Genomic DNA, 26,245 nt, shown 5'->3' on the forward strand with positions numbered 1-26,245 from the left:
CCGCACCTCGCGAGGTGCGGGCCCGTCGTCGTCGGGATCAGCGGCTGCGCTTGATGAGCGACACGTCGCGGACGGCGCCGCGGTCGGCGGAGGTCGCCATCGCGGCGTACGCCTGGAGCGCGGGCGAGACGTAGCGGTCGCGGTCGACCGGCTGCCACGGGTTCTCCCGCGCCTCCATCTTGGCGCGGCGCTCGGCGATCACCTCGTCCGGGACGTTGAGGCGGATGAGGCGCGTGTCGACGTCGATCTCGATCTCGTCGCCGTCCTCGACGAGGCCGATGACGCCGCCCGCGGCGGCCTCGGGCGAGACGTGGCCGACGGAGATGCCCGACGACCCGCCGGAGAAGCGGCCGTCGGTGATGAGCGCGGTCACCTTGCCGAGGCCGCGGCCCTTGATGAACGACGTCGGGTACAGCATCTCCTGCATGCCCGGGCCGCCCGCGGGGCCCTCGTAGCGCACGACGACGACGTGCCCCGGCTCGACCTGCTTGGTGAGGATCTTCTCGACCGCCTCGTCCTGCGACTCGCAGACGAGCGCCTTGCCGACGAAGTGGAAGACGTCCGGGTCGACCCCGGCGGTCTTGAACACGGCGCCGTCCTCGGCGAGGTTGCCGCGAAGCACGGCGAGGCCGCCCTCGACGGTGTACGCGTGCTCGAGGTCGCGGATGCAGCCCTCGGCCGCGTCGGTGTCGAGCGACTCCCAGCGGTTCGACGTCGAGAACGCCTGCGTGGTGCGCACTCCCCCGGGTGCCGCGTGGAACAGCTCGATCGCGCGGTCGGTCGCCTTGCCGCCCCGGACGTCCCAGTCGTCGAGCCACTCGCGCAGCGTCGGGGTGTGGACGCTCGTGACGTCGTGGTCGAGCAGGCCCGCGCGGTCGAGCTCGCCCAGGAGGGCGGGGATGCCGCCGGCGCGGTGAACGTCCTCCATGTGGAAGTTCGGGTGGTTCGGCGCGACCTTGGACAGGCACGGCACCTGGCGGCTGATCCGCTCGATGTCGGTGAGGTCGAAGTCGACCTCGCCCTCCTGAGCCGCGGCGAGGATGTGCAGCACGGTGTTCGTCGAGCCGCCCATCGCGACGTCGAGCGCCATGGCGTTGGAGAACGCGGCCTTGGTCGCGATCGAGCGCGGCGCGACCGAGTCGTCCTCGTCCTCGTAGTAGCGCTTGGCGAGGTCGACGATCGTGCGGCCGGCCTCGAGGAACAGCTCCTTGCGCGCGGCGTGCGTCGCGAGGGTCGAGCCGTTGCCCGGGAGCGACAGGCCGAGCGCCTCGGTGAGGCAGTTCATCGAGTTCGCGGTGAACATGCCCGAGCACGACCCGCACGTGGGGCACGCGTTCTCCTCGACCTGCGCGAGCGCGGCGTCGGACACGTCGTCGTCCGCCGAGTAGTTGATCGCGTTGACGAGGTTGAGGTGGGTCTTGGCGACGCCGTCGGCGACGACCGCCTTGCCCGCCTCCATGGGGCCGCCGGACACGAAGATCACCGGGATGTTGAGCCGCAGCGCGGCGTTGAGCATGCCGGGCGTGATCTTGTCGCAGTTCGAGATGCACACGAGCGCGTCGGCGCAGTGCGCGTTGACCATGTACTCGACCGAGTCGGCGATGAGGTCGCGGCTCGGCAGCGAGTAGAGCATGCCGCCGTGGCCCATCGCGATGCCGTCGTCGACGGCGATCGTGTTGAACTCCTTGGAGACGCCACCGGCCTCGCGGATCGCCGACGCGACGAGGTCGCCCATGTCCTTGAGGTGGACGTGGCCGGGGACGAACTGCGTGTACGAGTTCGCGATCGCGATGATCGGCTTGCCGAAGTCCTCCGAGCCCATGCCGGTCGCGCGCCAGAGAGCGCGCGCGCCGGCCATGTTGCGGCCGTGGGTGGACGTCCGGGAGCGCAGGGGGCGGCTCATGTCGGTTCAGCTCCTTCGACGGGTGGCCGCGGCCGATCCTCCGGCCGCCGGGTCACATTACGCCTGTCGGGGACCGGACGAACCGGGCGTCCGTCTCGTGGTCGTCGGGCTACGTACGCGGAGTCCCTACCCCCTGAGGGATCTCCACCTAAACGTTACGTAAGGGTTGAACCGCCGCAGGGCACCCTGCCACCGTGGACGGGCACGGCACGGCCGGGGACCTCGGCGACGCCTCGACGGAGAGCGGCGGCAGGTCAGGTCCCGGCACCGACCCGATCCTCAGATCCCGTTCCCGAGGGGGCACCTCATGTCCACGTCCACCGCACGCACGACCTCACCGCCCGGCGGCGCCTCCCAGACCGCCGCGCGCGCCGCCGCCACCGCGACGACCGCTCCCGTCACCCAGGACGACGTCGTCACGCGCTCCCCCGCCCGGCACGCCCTCGCGCTCGCCCGACTCGGCGCCGCGGTCGTGTTCCTCTGGCCGTTCGCCGACAAGCTCCTCGGCCTCGGGTACGCGACGCCGCGCGACCGCGCGTGGCTCGCGGGTGCCGCCCCGGCCCAGGGGTACCTCGAGCACGGGGTCCAGGGCCCGCTCGCGGGCACCTTCACCGCGATGGCCGGCCCCGTCACGGACTGGCTCTTCATGCTCGGTCTGCTCGGCGTCGGCCTCGCGCTCCTGCTCGGGATCGGCCTGCGGGTGGCCGCGGTGAGCGGCGCCCTGCTCTTCGGCATGCTCTGGCTGTCGCAGTGGCCGCTCGCGGCCGGGTCGAACAACCCGGTCGTCGACCAGCACGTCCTCGTGGTGCTGCTCCTCGTCGTCCTCGCGACGACGCTCGCGGGCGACACCTGGGGGCTCGGCCGCCGCTGGGCCGCGCTGCCCCTCGTCCGCCGGTCGCCCTGGCTGCGCTGACGGCGGCCCGCCCGGCCGGGACCGCGCGAGGTCGCAACGGCGCGGCCTCGCGCGGCCACGGCCCCGGCGCGTGGCCGACCGAGCGCCGTCAGGCGCCGGCCGTGTGCGCGCCCTCGAGCTCGTCGGCGTGGCGGACGTGCCGCGTGACCCACGGGGCCAGCGCGAACAGCGCGATCGCGAACACGAGCGTCACGGCGCCGATACCCCCGAAGTACGCGGTGTCGGACGCCCCCTCGGTGACCTGCACGACCTGCGCCGTGATGGCCTGACCCGCCGCGGGTGCGAGGAACCAGAGCGCCATCGCCTGGGACCGGAACGCCTTCGGCGCCAGCAGCGTCGTCGCCGCGAGGCCGACGGGAGACAGGCACAGCTCCCCCAGCGTCTGGATCACGTACACGAGCACGAGCACCCAGGACGGGGCCTTGCCGTCGCCGACGACCGCGGACGCGACGGCGAGGAAGAGGAACGACACCGACGCGAGGGTGAGACCGATGGCGAACTTGTTGGCCGTCGTCGGGCGGTCCCCGGTCTTGATCCAGATCCACGCGAACACCGGCGCGAGGACGATGATCGACAGCGGGTTGACCGACTGGAAGAACTCGGGACTGATGCCGACGCCGAAGAAGGTGAGGTCGGTCCGGTCCTTCGCGAACGCGGAGAGCGTCGTGGCCGCCTGCTCGAAGATCATCCAGAAGAGCATCGCCGCGACGAACAGCGGGATGTAGGCGATGACGCGCGGGCGCTCGGCGTCGGTCACGCGCGGCGAGCGGTACATGACGACGAAGTACGCGATCGGCGCGAGGAACGCCAGGTAGGACATCGTGTCGATGAACGTCGAGATGTCGAAGCCGCCGGCCACCAGGACCGCGATCAGCCCCACGAGCACGACGCCCGCGGCGATGAGCAGGAAGACGCGCGCGATCGTCGCCCGCTCCTCGGGGCGCACGGGGTTGGGCACGTGCGCGCCCGCCTCGCCGAGGTAGCGGCGGCCCGCGACGAAGAACACGAGCGCGACGGCCATGCCGACCGCCGCCACCGCGAACCCGGCGTGGTACCCGCCCCAGGCGCGCGCGGCCCCGACGAGGAACGGCGCGATGAACGACCCGAGGTTGATGCCCATGTAGAAGATGGAGAAGCCCGAGTCGCGCCGCGGGTCGTCGCGCGCGTAGAGCTCGCCGACCATGGACGACACGTTGGGCTTGAGCAGACCCGTCCCGAGCGCGACCATCGCGATGCCCGCCATCGAGAAGCCCGCGCCCGGGACCGTGAGGCTCACGTGCCCCGCGGCGATGACGATCCCGCCGTACAGGACCGAGCGACGCGAGCCGATCACGCGGTCCGCGAGCCACCCGCCCACGACGGAGAGCAGGTAGACGCTCGTGCCGTAGATCGAGACGAGCGCCAGACCGGTCGTCTCGCCGATCCCGAGCCCGCCGTTCGCCACGGAGTCCGTGAGGTAGAACAGCAGGATCGCGCGCATCCCGTAGTAGCTGAACCGCTCCCACAGCTCCGTGGTGAAGAGCGTCAGCAGGCCGCGCGGGTGGCCGAAGAACGCGTGGTCCCCCTCGATCGCGCCGGCCGCGGGTCCCGGACCGGCTGCTGAGCCCGCCGGGCGCGCGACGGCGCCCGGGCCGGGTGGTGCACCCGGGTCCGGCTCGACCTCGAACTCGCGTTCGCCGCCGCCACCCCGCGTCGCCATGCGTTCGATGCTCCCACCGGCGTGCGCGGCAGGCGACCGTTAGCGTGACCGGGTGCCGACGATCTGGTGGTGCCGCCGCGACCTGCGCCTCGCCGACAACCCGGCCCTCGTCGCCGCGGTGGAGGCCGCTCGGGACGCGGGCGACGACGTCGTCGCGCTCTACGTCCTCGACCCGCATCTGTGGGGCTCCGCGGGCGCACCGCGCCGCGCGTACCTCGCCCGGAGCCTCGCGGCGCTCGACGCCGCGACGGACGGGCGGCTGGTCGTGCGGCGCGGAGACCCGCGGGCCGTCGTCCCCGCGCTCGCACGCGAGGTGGGCGCCGGCGAGGTGCACGTCGCGGCCTCGTTCGAGCCCTACGGTGTCGCGCGGGACGAGGCGGTCGCGCAGGCGCTGACCGACGCCGGGGCGCGCCTCGTGCGCACGGGCTCGCCGTACGCCGTCGCGCCCGGGCGCGTGCTCACGCGCACCGGGACGCCCTTCCAGGTCTTCACGCCGTTCCGCGAGGCGTGGGTCGCGCACGGCTGGCGCGACCCGGTGCCGCGGCCCCGCGACGCGCCGTGGGCCTCGCTGCGGTCCGACGGCGTCCCCGACGACCCCGGGACGGACGCGCGCCTGCCCGCCGCGGGCGAGGCGGCCGCGCGCCGCCGGTGGCGCGACTTCCTCGTGGACCACCTCGCGGGCTACGCGACCGAGCGCGACCGCCCGGACCGGGCGGCGACGTCGGGCATGTCCGTCCCGCTCAAGTGGGGCGAGCTCCACCCGCGCACCCTTCTCGCCGACGTGCGGAGCGCGCTGCACGACGGGCTCGCGCCGTCCGACGACGCGCTCGCCTACCGCTCCGAGCTCGCGTGGCGCGAGTTCCACGCGGACGTCCTGTTCCACCACCCCGGGGCGGCGCGGCGGTCGCTGCGCACGGTCGTGCCCGACGACGCGTGGGCGACCGGCGCGGAGGAGGACCGGCTCCTCGCGGCCTGGGCGGCCGGGCGCACCGGGTACCCGCTCGTCGACGCCGGCATGCGCCAGCTCCTCGGCGAGGCATGGGTGCACAACCGCGTGCGGATGGTCGTCGCGTCGTTCCTCGTCAAGGACCTGCACGTGCGGTGGCAGCGCGGCGCGGCGCACTTCATGGCGCACCTGGCCGACGGCGACGTGTCGCAGAACCAGCTCAACTGGCAGTGGGTCGCCGGCACGGGGCGCGACGCCGCACCGTACTTCCGCATCTTCAACCCGGTGACCCAGGGCAGGACGTTCGACCCCGACGGGGACTACGTGCGGCGCTGGGTGCCGGAGCTCCGCGGCGTGGAGGGCCGGGCCGTCCACGAGCCCTGGAGGCTGCGGGAGCGACCCGCGGAGTACCCCGAGCGGATCGTCGACCACGCCGTGGAGCGGCGGGTCGCGCTCGACGACTTCGAGCGCGCCCGACGGCACTGAGATCATTTATCAACCAAGGGGTTGACGACCGCGGGCGCGAGGCGTAGCGTCGTCGTCAACCGAACAGTTGATGAACGGGACGCCGCACCCGGCGCCCCACGAGGAGGTCCCGTGACGGCCGACCCGCTCTCGCGCGTGTTCTCGGCGCTCGCCGACCCCACGCGCCGCGACATGGTGGCCCGGCTCGCGTCGGGCGACGCCAGCGTCGGCGAGCTCGCCCGGCCGTACGACATGTCCGTCCAGGCGGTGTCCAAGCACCTGCGCGTGCTCGAGGACTCCGGCCTGGTGACCCGCACGACGGACGCCCGACGCGCCCCCGTGCACCTCGAGGCGGAGGTCTTCGACCTCATGACCAAGTGGATCGAGCGATACCGGCGTGAGGCGGAGGACCGCTACCGCCGCCTCGACGACGTCCTGCGCGACCTGCCCGACCGGCCGGCCGCGCCCCCGAACGACCCGACGACAGGAGCAGGATCATGACCACCACCGGCACCCACGAGACCGAGATCGTCGTCCCGGAGGACCTCCCGATCGTCCGCATCGTGCGCGAGTTCGACGCGCCCGCGGCGAAGGTCTTCCGTGCCCACCTCGACCCCGAGCTGTTCGCGCGCTGGAACGGCCCGCGCTACCTCACCCAGCGCAACGAGCACTGGGACGTGCGCACGGGCGGCGCCTACCGCTACGTCCAGGTGGACCCCGACGGCAACGAGTACGCGTTCTTCGGCAGCGTCCACGAGGTGCGCCCGGACGAGCTCATCGTCCAGACGTTCACGTTCGAGGGCTTTCCCGACGGCGTCTCGCTCGACCGTCTCGTGTTCGAGGACCTGCCCGACGGCCGCAGCCGCCTCACCGCGACGTCGCTCGTCGACTCGATCGAGGGTCGCGACAGCTTCGTCGCGAGCGGCATGGAGGTCGGCGTCCGCGAGGGCTACGAGCAGCTCGACGAGCTCCTCGCCGAGTCCTGACCCGACCCGCGCGACGACGGGGCGGCACTCACCAGCGGTGCCGCCCCTCGTCGTGTGCGGGTCAGGTGGTTCCCCGTGCCCGGCCCCCGCGGCCGGGCACGGGAGTCTCAGCGCGTCACGCCTCGCCGCGCGCGAGGAGGCGACCCGTGGGGCGGTCGAAGGTGATCTCCTCGCCCCGCAGGTACGTCGCGACGACGGCGCCCGAGAGCGCGCGGTCGGCGTACGGCGTGATGGGGTTCTTGTGGTGCAGGGCCGTCGGGTCGACGACGAACGCCGTGTCCGGCTCGACGATCGCGAGGTCGGCGTCGAAGCCGAGCGCGATCGAGCCCTTGCGCCGGAGCCCCGCGATGCCGGCCGGGCGCGACGACATCCACTCGACGACGCGCGCGAACGGCACGCCGCGCGTCCGGGCCTCGGTCCACACGATCGCGAGCCCGAGCTGGAGCGACGAGACGCCGCCCCACGCCGTCCCGAAGTCGCCCGTGTCGAGGTCCTTGAGGTCGAGGGTGCTCGGCGAGTGGTCGGACACGACGCAGTCGATCGTGCCGTCGACCAGCCCCTCCCACAGCAGCTCGCGGTTGTCGATCTCTCGGATGGGCGGGCAGCACTTGAACTGCGTCGCGCCGTCGGGGATCTCCTCGGCCGCGAGCGCCAGGTAGTGCGGGCAGGTCTCGACCGTGATCCGTACGCCCTCGCGCTTCGCGCTGCGGATCATCGGCAGCGCGTCGGAGCTCGACAGGTGCAGCACGTGGGCGCGCGCGCCCGTCCAGCGGGCCGCCTCGATCACCGCCGCGATCGCGACGTTCTCCGCGCCGCGCGGGCGCGACGCGAGGAACGTGTCGTAGTGGTCGCCGTGCGGCGTGGGCGCGTGCTCGATGGCGCGCGAGTCCTCGGCGTGCACGAGCATCAGCCCGTCGAAGTCGGCGAGGACGCGCAGGTCCGCCTCGAGCTCGTCGGGCTCGAGGTACCCGAACTCCTCGACCCCCGAGTGCAGCAGGAAGCACTTGAACCCGAACACGCCCGCGTCCCACAGGGGCCGCAGCTCGTCCGCGTTGCCGGGCACGGCGCCGCCCCAGAACCCGACGTCGACGAACGCCTGGTCGCGCGCGACCTTCTGCTTGGTCTCGAGCGCCGCGACGTCGACCGTCGGCGGGATCGAGTTGAGCGGCATGTCGACGATCGTCGTCACCCCGCCCGCGGCGGCGGCCCGCGTCGCGGACGCGAACCCCTCCCACTCGGTGCGCCCGGGCTCGTTGACGTGCACGTGCGTGTCGACGAGGCCGGGGACCAGCACCTGGTGCGGCCCCAGCTCGACGACGCGCGCGCCGTCGAGCCCGGCGCCGAGCGGCTCGATCGCGCGGACCACTCCCCCGACGACGCCCACCTCGCGCGGGTGCTCGCCGCCGGCGACGAGCACGCGCTCGCCGCGCACGACGAGGTCGTACTCGTGCTCCTGCGGGACCGTCGTGCTCATCCCGTCCTCCTTCGCTCCGGGTCGTGACCAGGGTTCTGCCTCGCGGTACCAGCGCTCCCTCTCGCCGTACCGGCGTTCCACCTCGGCGGTGGGCGTCTCAGTCGAGGAGCGCGACGGCGGTCGGCGCGTCCTCGGCCGAGATCGCGAGGTCCTCGAACTCGTTCACGCCCGTGAGCTCGACGCCCATGGCGATGTTCGTGACGCGCTCGAGGATGACCTCGACCACGACCGGCACGCGGAACTCCGCCGCCATGGCCTGCGCCTTCGCGAACGCCTCGCCGAGCCCCTCGGGGTCGGTCACGCGGATCGCCTTGCAGCCCAGGCCCTCGGCCACCTTGACGTGGTCGACGCCGTAGCCGCCCAGCTCGGGCGAGTTGACGTTCTCGAACGAGAGCTGGACGTGGTAGTCCATGTCGAACGCCCGCTGCGACTGCCGGATGAGGCCGAGGTAGGAGTTGTTCACGACCACGTGCACGTACGGCAGGTTGAACTGCGCGCCCACCGCGAGCTCCTCGATCATGAACTGGAAGTCGTAGTCGCCCGAGAGCGCGACGACCGGCTCGTCCGGCGCGGCCTTCGCGACGCCGAGCGCCGCCGGCCCGGTCCAGCCGAGCGGACCCGCCTGGCCCGCGTTGATCCAGTGGCGCGGCTTGTACACGTGGAGGAACTGCGCGCCCGCGATCTGCGAGAGCCCGATCGTCGTGACGTAGCGGGTCTCGGGCCCGAACGCCTTGTTCATCTCCTCGTACACGCGCTGCGGCTTGATGGGGATCTCGGTGAAGTGCGTCTTGCGCTGCAGCGTGCGCTTGCGCTCGGAGCACTCGGCGGCCCAGCCGGAGTAGTCGCGTGCCTGCCCCGCGTCGCGGCGCTCGCGCGCGACCTCGACGAACAGCTCGAGGGCCGCCTTCGCGTCGGACACGATGCCGTAGTCGGGTGCGAACACGCGACCGATCTGCGTCGGCTCGATGTCCACGTGGACGAACGTCCGACCCTCGCGGTACGTGTCGAGGCCCCCCGTGTGGCGGTTGGCCCAGCGGTTGCCGATCCCGAGCACGAAGTCCGAGGCGAGCAGGTTCGCGTTGCCGTAGCGGTGCGACGTCTGGAGGCCGGCCATGCCGGCCATGAGCGCGTGGTCGTCCGGGATGACGCCCCAGCCCATGAGGGTCGGGATCACCGGGACGCCCAGGGTCTCGGCGAGCTCGACGAGCAGGTCCTCGCCGCCCGCGTTGACGATGCCGCCGCCCGCGATCAGCAGGGGTCGCTCGGCCGCCAGGAGCAGGTCGATCGCCTTCTCGGCCTGCGCGCGCGTCGCCGTCGGGCGGTGCACGGGCAGCGGCTGGTACGTCGCCGGGTCGAACTCGATCTCCGTGAGCTGCACGTCGATCGGCAGGTCGATGAGCACCGGCCCCGGGCGGCCCGAGCGCATGAGGTGGAACGCCTGCTGGAACACCTGCGGCACCTGGCCCGCCTCGAGGACGGTCTTGGCCATCTTCGTCACCGGCGCGGCGATGCTCGCGATGTCGACGGCCTGGAAGTCCTCCTTGTCGAGCTTGGCGACCGGCGCCTGGCCCGTGATGCAGAGCATCGGGATCGAGTCGGCCCACGCGGCGTAGAGGCCGGTGATCATGTCGGTGCCCGCGGGGCCCGACGTGCCGATGCAGATGCCGATGTTCCCCGGCTTCGCGCGGGAGTAGCCGTCGGCCATGTGCGACGCGCCCTCGACGTGACGGGCGAGCACGTGGTCGATGCCGCCGTGCGCGCGCATGGCGGAGTAGAAGGGGTTGATTGCGGCGCCGGGCAGGCCGAAGGCCTGGGTCGCGCCCTCGATCTCGAGGATCGCCACTGCGGCGTCCACCGCACGCATACGAGGCATGGTTTCTCTCCTTGCTGGAGGTGACGTCGTCGTCAGGGGGAAGGTCAGGAGCCGTCGCGGCCGGACAGGCGCTCGACGCCGCGGAACAGGCCGGAGTGGTCGAGGCCACCGTCGCCGTTGGCGCGCGCGGAGGCCATGAGCTGGGCGACGAGGCCGCCGAGCGGCGCGACGACGCCCGCCTCGCGGGCCGCGGCGGTCACGATGCCGAGGTCCTTGTGGTGGAGCTCGATCCGGAAGCCGGGGCCGAAGTCGCGGTCGAGCATCTTGCGCGCCTTCTGGTTCAGGACGGCCGAGCCGGCGAGCCCGCCGCCGAGCACCTCGATCGCGGCCTCGGTGTCGACGCCGTAGGCCTCGAGGAAGACGACCGCCTCGGCGAGCGCCTGGATGTTCGCGGCGACGATGAGCTGGTTCGCGGCCTTGACCGTCTGGCCGGAGCCGTTCGGGCCCACGTGCACGACCGTCTTGCCGACGACGTCGAGGAACGGCTTGGCCGCCTCGAAGTCCTCGGGCGTGCCGCCCACCATGATCGACAGCGCGGCGTTGATCGCGCCCGGCTCGCCGCCCGAGACGGGGGCGTCGACGATCCGCAGGCCCGCGTCCTTCGCCTGCTGCGCGAGCGCGACCGTGACGTCCGGGCGGATCGAGGAGAAGTCGACGACGAGCGCGCCGGGCTTCGCGTTCGCGAGGACGCCGTCGTCGCCGGTGAGCACCGCCTCCACGTCGGGCGAGTCCGGGACCATGATCGCGACGACGTCGGCGCCCGAGACCGCGTCGGCGACCGACTCGGCCGAGCGACCGCCCGCCTCGACGAGCGGCGCGGTCTTCTCGGGGCTCCGGTTGTAGCCCGCGACGTCGTGCCCGGCGTTCTGCAGGTGGACGGCCATGGGGCTGCCCATGATGCCGAGTCCGATGAAGGCGATGGAGGCCATGGTGTGCTCCTCTGGGTGGTTCAGGTCGGGGGTCGATGCGGCCGGCGGACGGCCGGAGGTCGCGTCAGCGCTCGGCGGCGGGGAGCCACGCGAACGGGTCGGCGGCCGCGGTCTTGTACTCGAGGCCGATCCAGCCGTCGTAGCCGCCGGCGCGCAGGTCCTTGGTCCAGCGCTCGATCGGCAGGTCGCCCGTGCCGGGCTCGCCGCGACCGGGCGCGTCCGCGATCTGCACGTGCGCGATGCGGCCGCGGTACGTCGACAGGGCCGCGTCGACGTCGTCGCCGTTCACGGCCAGGTGGTAGACGTCGAACAGGAGACCGAGGTTCGTCTCGCCGTGGTCGGCGGCGACCCGGTCGATGACGCGCACGGCGTCGGCCGCCGTCGTCAGCGGGTACGCGGGCGCGCCGCTCACGGGCTCGACGAGCACCGTGCCGCCGATGCGCCCGACGGCCCGCGCCGCGAGCGCGAGGTTCTCGGCGCCGAGCGCGTCCTGCGCCTCGGGCGTCTCGCCCTCCTGGCGGTTGCCGTAGAGCGCGTTGAACGCGCGGCAGCCGGTGCGCTCGCCGATCGCGGTGACGACGTCGAGGTTCGCGCGCAGGTCGGACGACCGCGCGGGCCACGACACGAGGCCGCGGTCGCCGCCGGGCATGTTCCCGGCGTCGAAGTTCAGGCCCGTGAGCTGCACGCCCGCCGCCTCGATCGCGCCGACGAACGCGTCCACCTCGTCGCGGGCGGGCGTGGGCGACGCGAACGGCCACCAGAACTCGACGCCCCGGAACCCCGCCGCCGCGGCGGCGGCCGGCCGCTCGAGCAGCGGCAGGTCCGTGAGCAGGATCGAGCAGTTGACGGTGTACGTCGGTGCGGGGCTCATCGTCGTCTCCCTGGGTCCGTCCGCGTCTCGCTGCGTTGCGATTCCATTCTGCGGAACTTTTCTTCTGCTGTATGGAAGTGTAGGCACGCTCGCCGCGGAGCGTCAACAGCCGCTGCGTCACCCCGTCCCGTGGCGGGCATGGAAAGGGCCCGGTTCCGCGTGCGGAACCGGGCCCTCGTCGTGCCCTCGTCAGGTGTCGCGTCAGCGGCGACGGTCGAGCTTGACCTGCCGGTTGACGTCCTTGTAGAGCAGGTAGCGGAACGGCTTGGGGCCGCCCGCGTAGCAGGCCTGCGGGCAGAACGCCCGGAGCCACATGAAGTCGCCCTCCTGCACCTCGACCCAGTCGCCGTTGAGACGGTAGACGGCCTTGCCCTCGAGCACGTACAGGCCGTGCTCCATGATGTGCGTCTCCGCGAACGGGATGGACCCGCCCGGCTGGAACGTCACGATGTTCACGTGCATGTCGTGCGCGAGGTCGTCGGGGTCGACGAACCGCGTCGTCACCCACACGCCGTCCGTGTCCGGCATCGCGCGCGGCTCGACGTCCTGCTCGCGCGTGACGAACGACGTCGCGGTGTGGCCCGGGATCGGCTCGTACACCTTGCGGATCCACTGGAACGCGGCCTTGGCGTCCGAGCGGTTGTGCAGCGCCCACCGCTCCCCCGCCGCGAGGTACGCGTACCCGCCGGGCTCCAGCACGTGCTCGACCCCGGCGAGCGTGAGCACGAGCATGCCCTCCGTGACGAAGACGACGGACTGCACGGTCTCCTCGTCCTCGCCCTGGTCCGACCCGCCGCCGGGCGAGACCTCCATGACGTACTGCGCGAACGTCGTCGCGAACCCCTCGATCGGTCGGGCGAGCACCCACAACCGGGTCTTCTCCCAGCCCGGCAGGTTGCTCGTGACGATGTCGCGCAGCACGCCGCGCGGGATCACCGTGTACGCCTCGGTGACGATCGCGCGGTCGGTGAGCAGCTCGGTCTGGCCGGGCAGGCCACCCTGCGGGGTGTAGTAGGGGGTGGTCTGGGTCATCGGTTCACTCCTCGGGATGGTGGCCCGGCCGACGTCGGTCGGTCGCGGTGGGCTGGACGGGGGCGGGGTGGGTGAGGGCGCGGAGGGCGTGGGTCGTCAGCCCGCGACGGGCTGCGGGGCGTGGCCCGAGACGCGGACGGCGTCGAGCCCGGAGCGGTCGAGGCCGGTCGCGGCGCGGACCTCGGCCTCGGTGAGCGCGCCGCAGTCGACGCCGCGCCCGAGGAACCAGGCCATCGCCTTGGCCGTGGCGGGCTCGTCGAGCACGCCACCGGCGTCGGGCACGAACCCGACGTACGCGGCGAGGCGCGCGAGCGCCGACGCCGCGCCCTCGCGATAGAACGCGTACGTCGCCGCGAACCGGCTCGGGAGCTGCGCCGGGTGCAGGTCCCAGCCCTGGTAGTAGCCGCGTTCGAGCGACCGGCGCACGAGCCGCCCGTGGAGGCGCCACGCGGCGTCGACGGCCTGAGGGTCACCGACCGGCAGCACGTTCGTCGAGCCGTCGGAGAGCCGCACGCCCGTGCCCGCGACGGCGAGCTGCATGACGGACTTCGCGTGGTCGGCCGCCGGGTGCTCCATCGACTGGTAGGCCGCGGCGATGCCGAGCGACGCCGAGTAGTCGTACGTGCCGTAGTGCAGCGCGGTGACACGTCCGGGCGCGGCGTGCACGAGCCGCGCCACGGTGGCCGTGCCGTCCGCCGCGAGCAGCGCCTGCGGCGTCTCGACCTGCACCTCGAACCGCAGGCTGCCCGGTCCGAGGCCGTTCGCCTGCTCGACGCGCTCGCACGCGACCGCCATCGCCTCGACCTGCTGCGGCGCGGTGACCTTGGCGAGCGTGACGACGAACCCGTCGGGCAGCCCTGCGTGCCCGTGCGCGGCGCGGGCCGCGACGAGCTCGGCCACGAACAGCGCGAGCGTGCGCACCCCGCGCCGGCGTGTGGCGGCCTCGAGGCACTTGATCCGGATGCCGGAGAACGGCGTCGCCGTGCCCTGCGCCTCGGCCCGCGCGAGCTCGCGCGCCGCCGCCGTGACGGCGGCGTCCTCGGCCGCGTCGCCGCGGTCGCCGAACCCGTCCTCGAAGTCGATCCGCAGGTCCTCGATCGCCTCGACGGCGAGCTTGGTGCGCACGCGCTCGGCCACGGCGTCGGCGAGACCGTCCCCGGACCCCGCGCCGATCCCCAGCAGGTCGACGAGCCGACGTACGCCGTCGGCGCCGCCGCCCGCCGCGTCGACCGCCTCGCGCGCCCGGGCCGCCCACTCGGGCACGAGGCCCGCGGTGTACCGGTCACCCGGCACGTAGACGGTGTGCACGGGCTGGCGCGAGCCGTCGTCGCCCGGGTACCGCGCGTCGAGCTCCGCGTCCCACGGGGCGAGCAGGCCGTCGAGCGTCGCGTGCAGCGCGTCGATCCCCTGCTCGCTGAAGGCGCTCCTGGACTCCTCGCCCGCTCCCTCCGGGAACCCCGCCGGCATCAGGAGGCGTCCTGCTCGTGCGCGACGACGTCCTCGTACGCGGGCAGCGTGAGGAAGTCGACGTAGTGCTCGTTGAGCGCGATGTCCTCGACGAGCGCCGCCGCCCGGTCGTACGGCCCGGCGTCGTAGGCCTCGTGCCCGACGTCGTCGCGCAGCCGGGCGGTCTCCTCGCGCAGGAGCGTGCGGACCAGGTCCGCGGTGACCGTCGTGCCCGCGCTCTCGCCCGCGGTGAACGACGCGCCCGAGCGCACCCACTGCCACACCTGCGAGCGCGAGATCTCCGCGGTCGCGGCGTCCTCCATGAGGTTGTGGATCGCGACCGCGCCGTTGCCCGCGAGCCACGCCGCGACGTACGCGACGGACACGTAGAGGTTGTTGCGCAGCCCGGCCTCGGTGACGTCGCCCTGCGCCGACGACACGTCGAGGAGCTGGTCGGCCGTGACGTGGACCTCAGGGCGCTGCTTGTCGAGCTGGTTGGGCCGCTCGCCGAGCACGCCGTCGAACACCTCGCGGCACACGGGCACGAGGTCCGGGTGCGCGACCCACGAGCCGTCGAACCCGTCCCCCGCCTCGCGCTGCTTGTCCGCGCGCACCTTGTCGAACGCCTGGGCCGTGACCTCGGGCTCGCGGCGGTTCGGGATGACGGCCGCCATGCCGCCCATCGCGAAGGCGCCGCGCTTGTGGCACGTCTGGACGAGCAGCTCGGTGTACGCGCGCATGAACGGTGCGGTCATCGTGATCGCGCCGCGGTCCGGGAGCGTGAACGACGGGCCCGAGTCGCGGAAGTACTTGATGACGGAGAACAGGTAGTCCCAGCGGCCCGCGTTGAGGCCCGACGCGTGGTCGCGCAGCTCGTAGAGGATCTCGTCCATCTCGAACGCGGCCGGGATCGTCTCGATGAGGACCGTCGCGCGGATCGTCCCGTGCGGGATCCCGAGGGACTCCTCGGCGTGCGAGAAGACGTCGTCCCACAGGCGCGCCTCGAGGTGCGACTCCATCTTGGGCAGGTAGTAGTACGGTCCCGACCCGCGGGCCAGGAGCTCCGCGGCGTTGTGGAAGAAGTGCAGCCCGAAGTCGACGAGCGCACCCACCGCGGGCGTCCCGTCCACGGTGAGGTGCACCTCGTCGAAGTGCCACCCGCGCGGTCGCACGACCATGACGGCGAGCGGGTCGCCGTCGGTCTCCGGGCGCAGCGCGTACTGCTTGCCCTCGGGCGACGTGAACGCGAGCGTGCGGCGCGTCGCGTCGTGCAGGGCGACCTGACCCCCGACGACGTTGCTCCAGTGCGGCGTCGACGCGTCCTCGAGGTCCGCGAGCCAGACCTTCGCGCCCGAGTTGAGAGCGTTGATCGCCATCTTGGGCGTCGGCGGCCCCGTGATCTCGACGCGGCGGTCCTGGAGGTCGACGGGCGCGCCCGCGACCGTCCAGTCCCCCGCGCGCACGTCGGCGGTCTCGGGCAGGAAGTCGAGGCGCCCCGTGCGGGCGACCTCCTCGCGTCGCGCGGCGCGCGCGGCGAGCAGCTCGTCGCGGCGGGCGCCGAAGCGCCGCTGCAGGTCGGCGACGAAGTCGAGCGCGTCGGGCGTGAGGATCTCGTCGGACCGCTCGACGGCGGGTCCGTGGACGGCGACGGCCGTGGTGGTGGTCATGGTGTGTCCTTTCTGCGGGGCGGCCGGGCTGACGACGGTGCGTCAGGACCGGGGCGCCGACCCGACGTGGTGACCCGACGTGGTGCTCTCCTGAGCCTGCTCCGCACGGGCGCGCTCCGCGACCTCGGCGACGGCGCGCGCGACCGCCTTGGAGACCGCGGGCTCGAACACGCTCGGCACGATGTAGCTCGCGCTGAGCTCCTCGGGCGCGACGGCGTCCGCGATCGCGACGGCCGCGGCGCGGAGCATCTCGTCCGAGATCTCGCTCGCGCCGACGTCGAGCAGGCCGCGGAACAGGCCCGGGAACGCGAGCACGTTGTTGATCTGGTTCGGGTAGTCGCTGCGTCCCGTCGCGACGACGGTCGCGTGCTGCGCGGCGGCGATGGGGTCGACCTCGGGCGTCGGGTTCGCGAGCGCGAAGACGATCGCGTCGTCGGCCATCGTCGCGACGTCGTCCCCCGTGAGGATGTTGGGGCCGGAGACGCCGATGAACACGTCGGCTCCCGCGAGGCCCTCGCGCAGCGTGCCCGTGAAGCCCTCGGCGTTGGTCGTCTCGGCGAGGCGACGGCGGTGCTCGTCGGTGAGGTTCGCACCCGGGTGGATCGCGCCGTGCCGGTCGAACGCGACGATGCGGCGCGCGCCCTGACCCTGGAGCAGCGAGATGATCGCGTTGCCCGCGGCGCCGACGCCCGAGACGACGATGCGCACGTCCTCGATCCGCTTGCCCGCGACGCGCAGCGCGTTCGTCAGCGCGGCGAGCACGACGATCGCGGTGCCGTGCTGGTCGTCGTGGAACACGGGGATGTCGAGCTCCTCGCGCAGGCGGCGCTCGATCTCGAAGCAGCGCGGCGCGGAGATGTCCTCGAGGTTGATCCCGCCGTACACGGGCGCGATCGCCTTGACGGTGCGGATGATCTCCTCGGTGTCGGTCGTGTCCAGGCAGACCGGCCAGGCGTCGACGCCCGCGAACTGCTTGAAGAGCGCCGCCTTGCCCTCCATGACCGGGAGCGCGGCGGCCGGGCCGATGTCACCCAGGCCGAGGACGGCGGTGCCGTCCGTCACGACCGCGACGGTGTTGCGCTTGACCGTCAGACGGCGCGCGTCCTCGGGGCGCTCGGCGATGGCGAGGCACACGCGCGCCACGCCGGGCGTGTAGGCGCGGGCGAGGTCGGCGCGGTGGCGCAGGGGGACCTTGGGGTTGACCTCGAGCTTGCCGCCGAGGTGCATGAGGAACGTCGCGTCGCTCACGTGGCGGACGGTGATGCCGTCGAGCGCCCCGAGCGCGTCGCGGATCTGCTCGACGTGCGCGGCGTCCACGGTGTCCGCCGTGACGTCGACGACGAGGCGGTCCGCGCCCGACTCCGAGACGTCGACGCCCGTGATCGCGGCGCCCGTCGCGCTCACGGCGGCGACGAGGTCGCTCGCAGTGCGGTGCCCGCTCGGGGCCTCGACGCGCAGCGTGATGGAGTAGCTCGGGCTGGTCGCCGCGGCCTTCGCCGTCGTGGCCTGCGTCTCCGGGGCCTTCGTCTCGGACGTCATGTTCGTTCCTTCTTCTCGTATGCTGATGCGTGTCTTCCGTGATGCGGAAGGGAGCGCGGGACGGTCCCGCACTGCTCAGGCGAGGTGCGCCCGCCGTCGGGCGGCACCTGGTGGACAGGAGATGGTGAGATGGCCGAGACCTCGGCGGCGACGGAGCCGACGGAGACCGCCCCGGGCGTGCGCCCGGCGAAGGCGTCCGGGGGCGTGCAGTCGGTCGACCGGGCGATCGAGCTGCTCGAGCTGCTCGCCGACTTCGGCGGCGAGTCCGGGCTCAGCGAGCTCGCGCAGCACGCCGGCCTCCCCCTGCCGACGATCCACCGGCTGCTGCGCACGCTGCTCGCGCAGGGCTACGTGCGCCAGACGCCGTCGCGCCGGTACACGCTCGGCCCGCGCCTCATCCGGCTCGGCGAGTCGGCCGGGCGCCAGCTCGGCGCCGGCGCCCGTCCCTACCTCGAGCGGCTCGCCCACGACCTCGGCGAGTCGGCGAACCTCGCGATGATCGACCGCGACATGGCGGTCTACGTCGCCCAGGCGTCGTCGAGCCACTCGATGCGGATGTTCACCGAGGTCGGCCGGCGCGTCTACACGCACTGCACGGGCGTCGGCAAGGCGGTGCTCGCCCAGCTCCCCGACCAGACGGTGCGGGAGATCATGGGCCGCGTGGGCATGCCGCCCGCGACGGACCAGTCGATCACCGACGTCGACGCGCTCCTCGCCGAGCTCGCCGCCACGCGCGACCGCGGCTACGCGATCGACGACGGCGAGCAGGAGCTCGGCGTGCGCTGCTTCGCCGTCGCGGTGCCCGACGCCCCGACCCCCACCGCCCTGTCCGTCTCGGGCCCCGCGGCCCGCGTGACGTACGAGTTCGGGGAGCGAGCCGTGCCGGTGCTGCACCGCGTCGCGAACGAGCTCACGCGCGAGCTCATCACCGCGGCGCCCTGAGGCGGCGCCGGGGTGCGACGGGCCGGGCGCGCCCTGCCGGACCGCGGGTGCTCCGCGGTCGGGCAGGGCGCGTCCGTCCGTCACGGTCGGCTCAGCAGAACCCGGTGACGGTCGCCCAGGCGCGCGGCTCGGCCGGCTCGCCCTCGCGCTGCACCGTCGCCTCGATGAGCCCGTACGGGCGGTCGGCCGCGTAGAAGACCTCGTTGGGGTTGTCGAGGCCGAACGGCGCCAGGTCCACGAGGAAGTGGTGCTTGTTCGGCATCGAGAACTTGATCTCGGCGATCTCCGGGACGGCCTCCAGGACCGCCTTGCCCATCGCGAACAGCGTCTGCTGCAGCGCGAGCGAGTGGGTCGTCGCGAACGCCTCGAGCTGGATCGCGCGGACCTTCGCGTACACGGCGTCGAAGTCGACGTCCGTCGTCGTGTAGCGCCAGCGCGACGTGACCGACGTCGCGAGGATGCGGTCGTTCGTCTCCACGAGGGTCGTGTAGCGATCGCGCGGGAACCCGTGGAACTCCGAGCCCGTCGACTTGAGCACGACGAGGTCCGTGAGGCCCGAGACGACGAAGACCTCGTCGCCGTCGCGCTGGACGACGGTCGTGCGCGTCTCCTGGTTGTTCCGGACGAACGCGTGGTCGTGCTCGCCGTCCGCGGTCTCGATGCGGTTCCAGGAGTACTGCTCGATCTCCCAGCGGCCGCCTTCGATCCACTCGAAGTCCTCGACGAAGTGCCGGCCGAGGCGGATCGCGAAGTCCTCGATCGCGCCGACGCCGTCGCGGGCGAACGCGTAGATCGTGTTCTTCTGCGTGTCGGTGGCGACGCACTTGGAGTTGTCGCCCTCCAGGTGCGTGGCCTCCTGCCCGCCCCGCAGCTGCGAGGAGACGTTGAGGTCCGTGATCTCGTGGCGAGGCGTGGCGCGGTCGACGCGCACGAGGCGCACCTCCGCCTTGCCCCACTGGTTGTCGCCCAGGACGATGGCCCCGCTGCTCTGCGTGGCCGCCGGCTGCGCGGCGGTCGTGGTGGTGGTGCTCATGTCAGCTCCCTCGATAGGTCGAGTAGGCGAACGGGCTGAGCAGGACGGGGACGTGGTAGTGCTGCTCAGCGCTCGCCACCCGGAAGACGATGACGACCTCCGGGTAGAAGGACACGGTGTCTCGCCGGTCGAAGTACTCGCCCGTGTCGAACACGAGCCGGTACGTACCGGGGACGAGGGTCTCGGGCCCGAGCTGGGGCACGCGACCGTCGTCGTTCGTGCGGGAGGACGCCACCAGGGACCAGCCCTGCCCCGTCGTCCTGTCCGCGATCTCCGGAGCCGCCTCCAGGCGGACGGCGATCCCCTCGGCGGGCCTACCGCTGGCCGCGTCGAGTACGTGCGTGGTGATGTGGCTGGCGTGGGTGCTCATGGTGTCAGCATTCCCTTCAGCCGCAGCGCGGCGATCTCGCGCAGGTTGCGGGCGGCGTTCGCCCGCTCGGTCTCGGCGTCGTTGCCGCGCCGCTCGGTGAGCTGCTCGAGGATCTCCTCGGCGCTGCGTCCGGCGGCCCGGATGAGGAACACGTGCCCGAACCGCTCCTCGTACGCGCGGTTGCCGTCGGCGAGCCGACGCGTCACGTCGTCGTCGGAGGTGTCGACGCCGGACTGCTCGGACCGCGACATGCTCGCGTCCGCGGCGTCCCCCTGCGCACGCTCCCCGATCCGGGGGTGGCGGGAGAGCGCCGCGTCGACCTCGTCGTCCGTCCACGGGTCGGCCGCCGCGAGGGCGGCCTCGGCCGCGTCCTCGACGGTCGCGTAGGGGCGCCCGTCGGCGACGGCGTCGGCCCAGCGCGTCACGTGCGCGCACGCGAGGAGCGCGTCGCGCGCCGCCGACGGCGACAACCGGTTGAACTCGTCCAGCGTCATCGCTGCGTGTCCCTCTCGACGTCCGGCCGGTCGGCGGTGCCCGACCTGACCTGGCCTCTACGATGTCATTCCACATCTCGGAAGTTTGTTTCCGTCTTATGAATGTACGTCGGACGGCTCCGTCATGTCAACCACGGTCCCCCGCCGCCGGGGTCACCGCACGTCGCTCCGAGGCGGCAGGTGCGACCTCCGCTCACGCGACACGGACTCTCCGCCGAGGGACGACACGGACCGGCTCGCGGAGTCGGCCGGGACGAGACAGACCGGGTCGCGGCCTCCCCCGGAGACGACGAAGGGCCCGGCAGCAGCTGCTGCCGGGCCCTCCGGTCGGTCGGACGCGTGGTCTCCCGCCGCTCAGGACGTACCGAGTCCCGCCCGGAACTCGTCCTCGAGGATGCTCATGACGGTGGCGTCGGCCCAGCCGTCGCCGTCGCGGTAGACGTCGCGCAACCGGCCCTCCTCGCGGAAGCCCAGCGACTCGTAGAGCATCTGCGCGCGCGGGTTGATGCTCAGCACGTCCAGGCTCACGCGGTGCAGGCGCGGACCTTCGTGCCGGTTCCCGTCGACGTCGGTCGCGCCCTCGAACGCGAACCGCAGCACCTCGAAGATCGCCTCCCGGCCGTAGCCACGGCCCCGGTAGTTCGGGAGCAGCGCGAGGCGCAGGTTCGCCGAGCGGGCGTCCTCGTCGAGGTCGTTGAGCACGATCTCGCCGATCATCTCGTCGCTCACGGGCTGACCGTCGCGCACGGCGCCCGCCGTGATGGCCCAGTCGTACCGGCCCTCACGGTCGCTGATCGTCGCCGACCACGTGTCGATCTGGTCGCGGGTGAACGTCGCCGTCGTCCCCGTGAGCCGGTTCGACTCCGGGTCCTGCAACGACTCCCACATGCGGTCGGCGTCCCGCGCCTCGATCGGGCGCAGTCGCACCATCTCCCCGAGCAGGACCGGTCCGCGCGTCACGGCGTCAGCCGATCCGCTCGAGGATGAGCTCGCGCACACGACCGGCGTCCGCCTGGCCGCGGGTCGCCTTCATGACCGCACCGATGATCGCGCCGACGGGCCCGAGATTGCCGCCCCGCACCTTCTCGACGACGTCCGGCTGCGCGGCCAGCGCCTCGTCGATCGCGGCCAGGAGCGCGCCGTCGTCCGACACGACCTCCAGGCCGCGCGCCGTGACGACGTCCTCCGGCTCCCCCTCGCCGGCGAGGACGCCGTCGAGGACCTGGCGCGCGAGCTTGTCGTTGATCCTGCCCGCGTCGACGAGCCCCTGCAGCGCCGCGACCTGCGCAGGCGTCACGGGAAGCTGCTCGAGCGCGACCTCGTCCTGCTTCGCGCGACGGGCGAGCTCGCCCATCCACCACTTGCGCGCACCGGCCGGGCTCGTCCCGGCCGCGACCGTCGCCTCGATGAGGTCGGTCGCACCCGCGTTGACGACGTCCCGCATCTCCGCGTCCGCGTAGCCCCACTCGCCCTGCAGCCGACGGCGGCGCGCGACCGGAAGCTCCGGCAGCGCGACGCGGATCTCCTCGACCCACTCGCGCGGCGGCGCGACGGGGACCAGATCGGGCTCCGGGAAGTACCGGTAGTCCTCGGCGTCGGACTTGACGCGCCCCGACGTCGTGATGCCGGTGTCCTCGTGCCAGTGCCGCGTCTCCTGGATCACCGTGCCACCCGCGTCGAGGACGGCGGCCTGGCGCGAGATCTCGTACCGGACCGCGCGCTCCACGGAGCGGAAGGAGTTGACGTTCTTCGTCTCCGTCCGGGTGCCGAGCGGCGACTCGGGCGTCGGACGCAGCGACAGGTTCACGTCCGCGCGGACGTTGCCGCGCTCCATGCGCGCCTCGGACACGTCGAGGGCCCGGAAGATGTCGCGCAGCGTCTGCACGTACGCGCGCGCGACCTCGGGGGCCCGGTCGCCCGCACCCGTGATCGGCCGCGTGACGATCTCCACGAGCGGGATGCCGGCACGGTTGTAGTCGACGAGCGAGTACTCGGCACCGTGGATGCGACCGGTCGCGCCACCCACGTGGGTGTTCTTGCCGGCGTCCTCCTCCATGTGCGCGCGCTCGATCTCGACGCGGAACACGGTCCCGTCCTCGAGTTCGACGTCGATCCACCCGTCGTACGCGATGGGCTCGTCGTACTGCGACGTCTGGAAGTTCTTCGGGACGTCCGGGTAGAAGTAGTTCTTGCGCGCGAACCGGCAGGTCTCGGCGATCTGGCAGTTCAGCGCGAGGCCGATGCGGATCGCGTACTCGACGGCCTTGCCGTTGACGACCGGCAGCGCGCCCGGCAGCCCGAGCGAGACCGGGGTGACCTGGGTGTTCGGCTCGGCGCCGAAGCTCACCTCGGCGGGGCAGAACATCTTGGTCAGCGTGCCGAGCTCGACGTGCACCTCGATCCCGATGACGGGGTCGTAGCGGCGCGTGGCGTCGGCGTAGTCGACGAGGTCGACGGTCGTGGCGGTCATCCGACCTGGCCTTCCTTCTCGATGGTGGCCGTGGGCAGCGCCGGAGCACGGTCGAGCAGCGGCCCGCCCCACGCGGTGAGGAGCGCGGACTCGAGCGCGGCACCCACCCGGTACATGCGGTCGTCCGCCTTGGCCGGCGCGAGGATCTGGAACCCGACGGGCAGGCCGTCGTCCGACAGGCCCGACGGCACCGACATCCCCGGGACCCCCGCGAGGTTCGCGGGGATGGTCGCGACGTCGTTGAGGTACATCGCGAGCGGGTCGTCGAGCTTCTCGCCGAACCGGAACGCCGTGGTCGGCGCCGTCGGCGAGACGAGCACGTCCGCCTGCTCGAAGGCCGCGGCGAAGTCGCGCTGGATGAGCGTGCGGACCTTCTGCGCGCTGCCGTAGTAGGCGTCGTAGTAGCCCGCCGACAGGGCGTACGTGCCGAGGATGATGCGGCGCTTCACCTCGTCGCCGAACCCGGCGCCGCGCGTCGCGGCCATGACGCGCTCTGCGGTCACGGGGCCCTCCTCGGGCTCCACGCGCAGGCCGAAGCGCATCCCGTCGAACTTCGCGAGGTTGCTCGACGCCTCCGACGGCATGATCAGGTAGTACGCGCCGAGCGCGTACTCGAAGTGCGGGCAGGACACCTCGACGATCTCCGCGCCCAGGCCGCGCAGGAGGTCGAGCGACTGCGCGAACCGCGCGCTCACGCCCTCCTGGTAGCCCTCGCCGTTGAGCTCCTTGACGACGCCGACGCGCACTCCCGAGAGGTCGCCCGTCGCACCCTGGACCGCGGCGTCGACGAGCGCCGGCCCACGACCGGGGATCGACGTCGAGTCACGCGGGTCGTAGCCGCCGATGAGCTCGTGGAGCAGCGCGGAGTCGAGCACGGTGCGCGTGACGGGGCCGGCCTGGTCCAGCGACGACGCCATCGCGATGAGGCCGTAGCGCGAGACGCCGCCGTACGTGGGCTTCACGCCGACGGTGCCGGTGACGGCACCCGGCTGGCGGATCGAGCCACCCGTGTCCGTGCCGATCGCGAGCGGCGCCTCGAACGCGGCGACCGCCGCCGCGGAACCGCCACCCGAACCACCGGGGATCCGGTCGAGGTCCCACGGGTTGCGCGTGTTGCCGAAGGCCGAGTGCTCGGTCGACGAGCCCATCGCGAACTCGTCCATGTTCGTCTTGCCGAGGATCGGCAGCCCGGCGGCACGGATCTTCTCGACAAGCGTCGCGTCGTACGGCGGCACCCACCCCTCGAGGATCTTCGAGCCGGCCGTCGTGGGCATGCCCTTCGTGACGACGACGTCCTTCACGGCGATCGGCACGCCCGCCAGCGGGTGCAGCTCCTCACCGGCCACGCGCCGCTCGTCGACGGAGCGCGCCGTCGCGAGCGCCTCCTCCGCGTTCACGTGCAGGAACGCGTTCACCGCACCGTCGACCGCGGCGATCCGGTCCAGGTGCGCCTGCGTCGCCTCGACGCTCGAGAAGTCCCGGGCGGTCAGCCCCTCCGCCAGCTCCGCGGCGGACAGCCTGGTCAGGTCCTCGCTCATCTCACTCCTCCCCGAGGATCTGCGGGACGGCGAAGCGCCCGTCCTCGGCCGACGGCGCCGCGGCGAGGACGTCCTCGACCGGCAGCGGCGGCTCGGGGACGTCGTCCCGGAAGACGTTGGTCATCGGGAGCGGGTGGCTCGTCGCGGGGACGTCGGGCGTCGCGACCTCGCTGACCTTGGCGATGGCGTCGACGATCACGTCGAGCTCGCCGGAGAGCCGGTCCAGCTCCTCGGGTCGCAGATCGATGCGGGCCAGCGCGGCGACGCGCGCGACCTCGTCACGGGAGATGGTGGACATGGTCGCCATTCTAGTGGGGCCCGACGCCCTGCCCACCGCGCCCCCAGCCCTCCCGCCACACGGGCGCGACCGAGCCCGCCCCGCCAAAGAGAGCCCAGCCGCACGAGGCCCGACCGCGGCCCCGAGATGGACCCACGGTCACGCGAGACAGAACAGTGGACGCGCGAGGTAGAGCCATGGACGCGCGAGGCAGAGCCATGGTCACGCGAGGTAGAGCCATAGTCGCGCGAGGCAGAGCCATGGTCATGCGAGATAGATCCGTGGTCCGGATTCATGCTCGCGGAGCCCGCTCCGCGGTGCTGCTCGGCCTCGGGCCCGCCGGGGCCGAGTCTGCGAGCCGGGTCCGCCATGCTCGGGCCGCGGTGCTCGGGGCCGCGAGTCGGCTGCGCGGTGCGGGCGGGCTCGATGCTCGGGTCTGCGGCGCCGTCGCCCCGGCCCTCCGGCCGTGGGCCCTGGAAGCGCCGCTCTGACGCCCCTACGCCTCCGAGCCCACCCCCACCGCTCGGCCGTCGGCCCACGATGGCCCGGGGACCAGCCAACCAGGCGGTCCTGGCAGCCCGACCAGCCGACCAGGCGGTCCTAGCAGTCCGACCAGGCGACCATGGCGCTTCAGAAACCCAAGACGAACCGAGACCGCCTGCTCGCGGAGGCCTCGCGACAAACCCGGTGTGGCCTCGCCGGGATTCGGCGCACGAAGGTCGCGACGACCGGGTTGACTGGCGACCGTGTCGCGACCACAGCCCTGGCCCGACGTCGGGCACCAGCGGCGCCACCGCAACTCGCCGAATGCAGCGTGCGCCGCGCGGACCTGCTGCGGCTTCACGCGGCATGCGTACGCAGCGGCGGGAACGTGCCGGCGACACCGGCACCGCGGGCGGTCGCCCAGGTGAGCGACGACGAAGGCGAGACGACGTCGGGCGGGGTGGGTGGTGGTGCCGCGTCGTGGTCGGGCCTGGCGGGAGCCGCGAGGAACGAGCGGCGGATGGAAGACGCGGCACCACCACCCACCCCGACCACCCCAAGCAACCACACGCCGTCGAACACAGAAGAACCAGGGCTCTACCTCGCGCTACCAGGGCTCTACCTGGAGCGACCAGGGCTCTACCTCGACCGACCAGGGCTCTACCTCGCGTGACCGTGGCTCTACCTGGCGTGGCCGGGTTCTGTCTTGCGGGAGTGGGGTTCGGTCCTTGGGCGTGTTGGGGTCTGGAAATGCCGAAGGCCCACCCCGTGTGGGGTGGGCCTTCGGTGAAGGGTTGTCCGGCGGCGTCCTACTCTCCCACCCCGTCTCCAGGGCAGTACCATCGGCGCTGAAGGGCTTAGCTTCCGGGTTCGGTATGGGACCGGGCGTTTCCCC

Annotated in this window: 22 protein-coding genes and 1 rRNA gene; 5 read left to right on the forward strand and 18 right to left on the reverse strand. The window is 72.8% G+C overall.

The window, feature by feature from the left end; all coding sequences use genetic code 11:
* Window positions 1-37: 37 nt before the first annotated feature.
* Window positions 38-1,903, reverse strand: coding sequence for a dihydroxy-acid dehydratase (gene ilvD, locus NHH00_RS04880; RefSeq protein ID WP_253050626.1), 1,866 nt, complete (start codon window positions 1,901-1,903; stop codon window positions 38-40).
* Between the two features lie 307 nt (window positions 1,904-2,210).
* Here ilvD and NHH00_RS04885 point away from each other — a divergent pair, with 307 nt between their 5' ends.
* Window positions 2,211-2,816 carry a DoxX family protein gene (locus NHH00_RS04885; protein WP_253050628.1) on the forward strand — a complete coding sequence of 202 codons (606 nt, stop codon included), beginning with the start codon at window positions 2,211-2,213 and terminating at the stop codon, window positions 2,814-2,816.
* Between the two features lie 88 nt (window positions 2,817-2,904).
* On the opposite strand, the gene NHH00_RS04890 is transcribed toward NHH00_RS04885, so the two are convergent.
* Window positions 2,905-4,515 carry a peptide MFS transporter gene (locus NHH00_RS04890; RefSeq protein WP_253050630.1) on the reverse strand — a complete coding sequence of 537 codons (1,611 nt, stop codon included), beginning with the start codon at window positions 4,513-4,515 and terminating at the stop codon, window positions 2,905-2,907.
* Between the two features lie 52 nt (window positions 4,516-4,567).
* Here NHH00_RS04890 and NHH00_RS04895 point away from each other — a divergent pair, with 52 nt between their 5' ends.
* The 3 genes from NHH00_RS04895 to NHH00_RS04905 all read left to right on the forward strand — a co-directional run bounded on the left by NHH00_RS04895 (window position 4,568) and on the right by NHH00_RS04905 (window position 6,912).
* On the forward strand, window positions 4,568-5,947 hold the full coding sequence (locus NHH00_RS04895; protein WP_253050632.1) for a cryptochrome/photolyase family protein: 1,380 nt from the start codon (window positions 4,568-4,570) through the stop codon (window positions 5,945-5,947).
* Between the two features lie 111 nt (window positions 5,948-6,058).
* Window positions 6,059-6,427 (forward strand): ArsR/SmtB family transcription factor, encoded by a 369-nt coding sequence (locus tag NHH00_RS04900; protein WP_308202261.1) that lies wholly within the window; start codon window positions 6,059-6,061, stop codon window positions 6,425-6,427.
* Window positions 6,424-6,912 carry an SRPBCC family protein gene (locus NHH00_RS04905; RefSeq protein ID WP_253050634.1) on the forward strand — a complete coding sequence of 163 codons (489 nt, stop codon included), beginning with the start codon at window positions 6,424-6,426 and terminating at the stop codon, window positions 6,910-6,912. Before NHH00_RS04900 ends, NHH00_RS04905 begins: the two co-directional genes overlap by 4 nt.
* Before the next feature lie 115 nt (window positions 6,913-7,027).
* On the opposite strand, the gene allB is transcribed toward NHH00_RS04905, so the two are convergent.
* The 8 genes from allB to NHH00_RS04945 all read right to left on the reverse strand — a co-directional run bounded on the left by allB (window position 7,028) and on the right by NHH00_RS04945 (window position 17,743).
* Window positions 7,028-8,386, reverse strand: coding sequence for an allantoinase AllB (gene allB, locus NHH00_RS04910; protein ID WP_253050636.1), 1,359 nt, complete (start codon window positions 8,384-8,386; stop codon window positions 7,028-7,030).
* 97 nt (window positions 8,387-8,483) lie between these two features.
* Window positions 8,484-10,259: a glyoxylate carboligase gene (gcl, locus tag NHH00_RS04915; RefSeq protein ID WP_253050638.1), complete on the reverse strand. Its 1,776-nt coding sequence runs from the start codon at window positions 10,257-10,259 to the stop codon at window positions 8,484-8,486.
* Window positions 10,260-10,303: 44 nt separating this feature from the next.
* Complete coding sequence (locus tag NHH00_RS04920; RefSeq protein ID WP_253050640.1) at window positions 10,304-11,188, reverse strand: 2-hydroxy-3-oxopropionate reductase; 885 nt, start codon at window positions 11,186-11,188, stop codon at window positions 10,304-10,306.
* A gap of 64 nt (window positions 11,189-11,252) precedes the next feature.
* Window positions 11,253-12,059 (reverse strand): hydroxypyruvate isomerase family protein, encoded by an 807-nt coding sequence (locus NHH00_RS04925; RefSeq protein WP_253050641.1) that lies wholly within the window; start codon window positions 12,057-12,059, stop codon window positions 11,253-11,255.
* A gap of 201 nt (window positions 12,060-12,260) precedes the next feature.
* Window positions 12,261-13,091 carry a bifunctional allantoicase/(S)-ureidoglycine aminohydrolase gene (locus tag NHH00_RS04930; protein ID WP_253050642.1) on the reverse strand — a complete coding sequence of 277 codons (831 nt, stop codon included), beginning with the start codon at window positions 13,089-13,091 and terminating at the stop codon, window positions 12,261-12,263.
* A 96-nt stretch (window positions 13,092-13,187) separates the two neighbouring features.
* Window positions 13,188-14,558 carry a DUF6986 family protein gene (locus NHH00_RS04935; protein ID WP_253050644.1) on the reverse strand — a complete coding sequence of 457 codons (1,371 nt, stop codon included), beginning with the start codon at window positions 14,556-14,558 and terminating at the stop codon, window positions 13,188-13,190.
* The gene (gene aceB, locus NHH00_RS04940; RefSeq protein ID WP_253050646.1) at window positions 14,558-16,204 is read right to left on the reverse strand and encodes a malate synthase A; all 1,647 of its coding nucleotides are present in this window, start codon (window positions 16,202-16,204) and stop codon (window positions 14,558-14,560) included. Before aceB ends, NHH00_RS04935 begins: the two co-directional genes overlap by 1 nt.
* Before the next feature lie 42 nt (window positions 16,205-16,246).
* Complete coding sequence (locus tag NHH00_RS04945; RefSeq protein WP_253050648.1) at window positions 16,247-17,743, reverse strand: NAD-dependent malic enzyme; 1,497 nt, start codon at window positions 17,741-17,743, stop codon at window positions 16,247-16,249.
* 129 nt (window positions 17,744-17,872) lie between these two features.
* On the opposite strand from NHH00_RS04945, the gene NHH00_RS04950 reads away from it, so the two are divergent.
* On the forward strand, window positions 17,873-18,685 hold the full coding sequence (locus tag NHH00_RS04950) for an IclR family transcriptional regulator (RefSeq protein WP_253050650.1): 813 nt from the start codon (window positions 17,873-17,875) through the stop codon (window positions 18,683-18,685).
* Window positions 18,686-18,776: 91 nt separating this feature from the next.
* Here NHH00_RS04950 and pucL read toward each other — a convergent pair whose 3' ends face one another.
* The 8 genes from pucL to rrf form a co-directional block, all read right to left on the reverse strand.
* Window positions 18,777-19,718 carry a factor-independent urate hydroxylase gene (gene pucL / locus NHH00_RS04955; protein ID WP_253050653.1) on the reverse strand — a complete coding sequence of 314 codons (942 nt, stop codon included), beginning with the start codon at window positions 19,716-19,718 and terminating at the stop codon, window positions 18,777-18,779.
* Window position 19,719: 1 nt separating this feature from the next.
* On the reverse strand, window positions 19,720-20,088 hold the full coding sequence (gene uraH / locus NHH00_RS04960; protein WP_253050656.1) for a hydroxyisourate hydrolase: 369 nt from the start codon (window positions 20,086-20,088) through the stop codon (window positions 19,720-19,722).
* A complete protein-coding gene (uraD, locus tag NHH00_RS04965; RefSeq protein ID WP_253050658.1) occupies window positions 20,085-20,582 on the reverse strand; it encodes a 2-oxo-4-hydroxy-4-carboxy-5-ureidoimidazoline decarboxylase in 498 nt (165 codons plus the stop codon). The genes uraH and uraD overlap by 4 nt, the downstream gene beginning before the upstream one ends.
* Before the next feature lie 354 nt (window positions 20,583-20,936).
* Window positions 20,937-21,542, reverse strand: a complete 606-nt coding sequence (locus tag NHH00_RS04970) for a GNAT family N-acetyltransferase (protein ID WP_253050660.1) — start codon at window positions 21,540-21,542, stop codon at window positions 20,937-20,939.
* Window positions 21,543-21,546: 4 nt separating this feature from the next.
* Window positions 21,547-23,052 carry an Asp-tRNA(Asn)/Glu-tRNA(Gln) amidotransferase subunit GatB gene (gene gatB / locus NHH00_RS04975; RefSeq protein ID WP_253050662.1) on the reverse strand — a complete coding sequence of 502 codons (1,506 nt, stop codon included), beginning with the start codon at window positions 23,050-23,052 and terminating at the stop codon, window positions 21,547-21,549.
* Window positions 23,049-24,590 (reverse strand): Asp-tRNA(Asn)/Glu-tRNA(Gln) amidotransferase subunit GatA, encoded by a 1,542-nt coding sequence (gene gatA / locus NHH00_RS04980; protein WP_253050664.1) that lies wholly within the window; start codon window positions 24,588-24,590, stop codon window positions 23,049-23,051. The genes gatB and gatA overlap by 4 nt, the downstream gene beginning before the upstream one ends.
* Window position 24,591: 1 nt before the next feature.
* Complete coding sequence (gene gatC, locus NHH00_RS04985) at window positions 24,592-24,888, reverse strand: Asp-tRNA(Asn)/Glu-tRNA(Gln) amidotransferase subunit GatC (protein ID WP_253050666.1); 297 nt, start codon at window positions 24,886-24,888, stop codon at window positions 24,592-24,594.
* A 1,258-nt stretch (window positions 24,889-26,146) separates the two neighbouring features.
* A 5S ribosomal RNA gene (gene rrf, locus NHH00_RS04990) occupies window positions 26,147-26,245 on the reverse strand; the annotation flags it as partial.

It is taken from the genome of Cellulosimicrobium cellulans (assembly GCF_024124905.1).
GTDB classification, from domain to species: domain Bacteria; phylum Actinomycetota; class Actinomycetes; order Actinomycetales; family Cellulomonadaceae; genus Cellulosimicrobium; species Cellulosimicrobium cellulans_G.